The 3,599-nt window shown below is 65.0% G+C and carries 4 protein-coding genes; 2 read left to right on the top strand and 2 right to left on the bottom strand.

Going from position 1 to position 3,599, the window contains the following annotated elements; all coding sequences use genetic code 11:
- Positions 1-174: 174 nt before the first annotated feature.
- Entirely contained in the window at positions 175-1,188 is a 1,014-nt protein-coding gene (locus POM99_RS22075; RefSeq protein WP_277280956.1) for an MFS transporter, read from the top strand.
- Between the two features lie 10 nt (positions 1,189-1,198).
- On the top strand, positions 1,199-1,765 hold the full coding sequence (locus POM99_RS22070) for a TetR/AcrR family transcriptional regulator (protein ID WP_008786762.1): 567 nt from the start codon (positions 1,199-1,201) through the stop codon (positions 1,763-1,765).
- 19 nt (positions 1,766-1,784) lie between these two features.
- On the opposite strand, the gene POM99_RS22065 is transcribed toward POM99_RS22070, so the two are convergent.
- Positions 1,785-2,543, bottom strand: coding sequence for a DUF6118 family protein (locus POM99_RS22065; RefSeq protein ID WP_006473465.1), 759 nt, complete (start codon positions 2,541-2,543; stop codon positions 1,785-1,787).
- Positions 2,544-2,554: 11 nt separating this feature from the next.
- Positions 2,555-3,250, bottom strand: a complete 696-nt coding sequence (locus POM99_RS22060; RefSeq protein ID WP_047737075.1) for a hypothetical protein — start codon at positions 3,248-3,250, stop codon at positions 2,555-2,557.
- Positions 3,251-3,599 lie beyond the last annotated feature (349 nt).

Here is a 3,599-nt window from a genome sequence, read left to right as displayed (position 1 = left end):
GGCATTGGGCCCTCGGCGCTGACGGAGGCCATGGGCATGCTCAACCACCATTTCGCAGCAGCCGCCTGATCGGCGCAGAGCGACAGCCTACCTCTGACTGCCGCCAATCTTTGCAACAGAGCCCTCGGACCGATCATCGGCGGTTTTCTGCTCGGCCATTTCTGGTGGGGGTCGGTGTTCCTCATCAATGTGCCGGTAGTGGTCGCTGCCTTCATTTCGGCGCTGATCGTTGCGCCGAAGGTGGCCGGCGATGCGACCAAGCCTTGGGACGTGGTGTCGTCGTTTCAGGCATTGGTGGCGCTGTCGGCTTTTGTGATCGCGATCAAGGAATCTGCCCATGCCGGGCAGTCGTGGGCCGTCCCCGCTATTTCGCTGCTGGTTGCCATCCTCGCCGGAGCGCTGTTCGTCCGCCGGCAACTGCGCCTGCCGTTCCCGCTGCTCGACTTCTCGATCTTCCGCAATGCCGCGTTCACATCGGGCGTTCTAGCGGCCGCGTTCTCCCTGTTCGCCATCGGCGGTGTTCAGCTTGCTACGACGCAACGCTTCCAGCTCGTTGCGGGCTTCACGCCGCTGGAAGCCGGGATGCTGGTTTCGGCGGCGGCGCTCGGATCATTGCCGACTGTGCTGCTCGGTGGTGCATTCCTGCATCGTATTGGCCTACGTATCCTTATAGCTGGCGGGCTTGCGGCGGGATCGCTGGCGGTCCTGCTTGCGACATGGGGCATCACTCATGGCCTTGGCTGGCTGATCGCCGGTCTGGCGCTGACCGGTGCCGGCGTAGGTGCAACAATGTCGGTGGCATCAACGGCTATTGTGGGCAATGTGCCTGTGCATCGCGCCGGCATGGCGTCGTCGGTCGAGGAAGTGTCCTACGAGTTTGGCAGTCTGTTCGCTGTCACAATTCTCGGAAGTCTTTTGGCCTACCTCTATACGGTCAACGTCGTGTTCCCCGCCGGAACCTCGGAAGCGGCCCGCGACAGCATGGCGTCGGCGCTGGTCTTTGCCAACGAGGCGGGGGCCGATGGTGTTGTCGTGCGTCAAGCGGCAGGAATCGCATTCGACCACGCCTATACGGTCGTCATGTACGTGGCGGCGGGTGTTCTGGCCGTGGGTGCCCTGATCACCGGCATCCTGTTGCGGCGCTACGGTCCCGGCTCGCAATCGTCAGCCTATCCCACACAACACTAAGGAAGCCGACATGGCGAGAGCCAGCAAGCGCCTCGAAGTGCTTGAAGCCATTGTGAGCATCATCGAGCGTGACGGCCTCACCGCCGTCACCCTCGACGCCGTAGCGCTCGAAACCGGCATGACACGCGCCGGCCTTCTGTATCATTTCCCGTCGCGCGAAGCCCTGATCCTCGCCACCCATGAGCATCTGACTCGCTCATGGGAACAGGAGCTGGAAGCGAGCGCCGGCAACACCTCGGACAGGGCGACAGACGCCGAACGACACGCCGCCTACATCAACACCTGCGCAAGAGCTGCCCGGCGGGTCGAACTGCTGCTCATGCTGGAAAGCTCCGACAATCGGCAGCTTGGCGATCTGTGGCAACAGGTCATCGACCGCTGGGCACCTCCTGCGCCGATTGGAAACGACGCTGCCGAGTTGGACAGGTTCATTTCGCGCCTTGCCGCCGATGGGCTGTGGATTCACGAGGCGCTGTCGTCGCGCCCGCTCCCCGAGCAACTGCGCAAGCGTATCGCGGCGCGCCTCGTCGCGATGGCCGCCGGACCTGTTGAGGCGGAAGAAAACCTCCCGAAATAACTGGTGTCCCCCCACAACCCTACTGCGCCGGTGCTGCCGGCGCTTTCACGGTGATGGTGCATTGCTGATCTGAACCGGCCGTGCGCGCGGCCTCGGCGCATTGCCCGATCGCCTCGGCATTGTCGCGCACGAGCTGCGAGGAATCGGCCACGCCGCGCCAGCTTCGGGGATCGGCCACCCGCATCATGGTGACGCCGGCGTTCCATCGGTCCTGACCTATGACGGTCGCCGCAACATGGGTGTCGGCCGAGAAGGGCAGGAAACGCGGCAACAGCAAAATCAGGAATATGCCGACGAACAGCCCGACAAGGCCGGCCATCCATATGCGGAAATCCTGACTTTTCCGGTCGTAGGCGCTTTTCGTATGAGCGGCGAGGTTCCGGCCGGCGCGCTCGAGGTCGGACGCCTGCCGCTCGAGCTGCTGCGCGGCGGTGCGTATCAGGGCCTCGCCGCTGCGCTCGAGGAGCGCCGCATAGTGTGTCGCACCCTGCCGGAGAATAGGCGATTGCTCTACGCCGTGCAGCCGCTCCGCAACATTGTCGAGCGCCTGCACGAGCTGGGCGAGCTGGGGCTTGTAGTCCTGCGCCGGCTCGATCTTTTCGAGCTGGTCGAAAGCCGCTTCCAGCCCGCGCCGCATCACGGTCATTTCCGCGCCGATCTGCGCGCCCTGCGTCTCGATCGTGCGCCGGAGCGCGTCGAACGCGGCGGCCGGGTCGCCGGCGTCCTCGTCCAGTGCTTCCGGCTCGATTCCTTCCCTGTCGTCGTCCAGCTCCGCCATATTCTCCGTGCCTACCTTCCCAAACCGATGCCCCGGCTAAGTTGCCGGCTGCGTGACATTTCCTCTTGCAGCTCGTGGGCGATGCTCTGCCCCCGGCGCTGCTGCTGCCCGATTCCGAGTTCCTGACGGCGATTGCGCAGGATGGAATCTACCTGCGGGTCACGCTCAAGGCTCTTGGTCATGCCGTTCATCTGGCTTTCGACCTTGGCGCGGGCATCGTCGTGCTGCCAGCCGCGAAGCTCCCGGCGCTGGCCCTGTAGCTCCTGCCAGCGTTCAACGAACCGCTCGGCCCTGATATTCGGGTCTTGCAGCGCCGCGTTTTCGCGCTTCATCCCGTCGATAACCTGCGCGACACGCTCCCGGCCGGAAAGCTCGGTCATGGCGCGCACCGTCGCCGGGTCGTTTTGCAACGTCGAGCGCAGCAAATCTTTCATGCCGCCCTGCACCTGGTCGAGCTGCCGGCCGGCATCGCCTATTTCCTGCCGCTGCATGTCGAGGACCGGCAAGCCCTCGCGCCGGTGCTGGTCGATCGACTGATAGGCCCGCGAATAGCGGTCAACGGCGGCCTCAAGCGGCGACTGCCCCCGCGCCCGCTCGGCCAGCCGGTCGGGCGCAGGCGCCTGCCGCAAGCTCCCTTCCCTTTCCGGCCGCTCTGTGCGCTCCTGTGAGGGGGCAGGACGCGCATTGAGCTTGAGGCCGGCGAACATACCGCGCCGCTGCTTCTCGGCCTGCTGCGGCCGTTTCTGGTCGATCTGCGGGCCGTCCGCGCCGGCGCGGTCTGGCTCGCGGCTCTCGGGCGCGGCGCGGCGGCCGAGTTTCAGGCCCTCGAACGGCCGTTGGCGCTGCTGTCGATCGCCGGCGAGATCCTCGCGCGGATCTGCACGAAGATCCTGCGCGAGATCCGCGCGAACTTTTTGCGAGGATCTCCGATCAAGGGGTGACTACACGAAAGTGACGTATCTGCACGCTAAGGGCGAACAAATCCGGTACGATGCCAGCAGATGCTATTCGCAGGCTTTCCTGCCCCTTTTATGTGGTGCCGCCCTACGGGCGCCG

This window comes from Novosphingobium cyanobacteriorum, from assembly GCF_029436685.1.
Taxonomy (GTDB): Bacteria; Pseudomonadota; Alphaproteobacteria; order Sphingomonadales; family Sphingomonadaceae; genus Novosphingobium; species Novosphingobium cyanobacteriorum.
The sequence above is the reverse complement of the archived record's forward strand: the minus strand, read 5'-3'. Positions and strand labels throughout refer to the sequence as shown.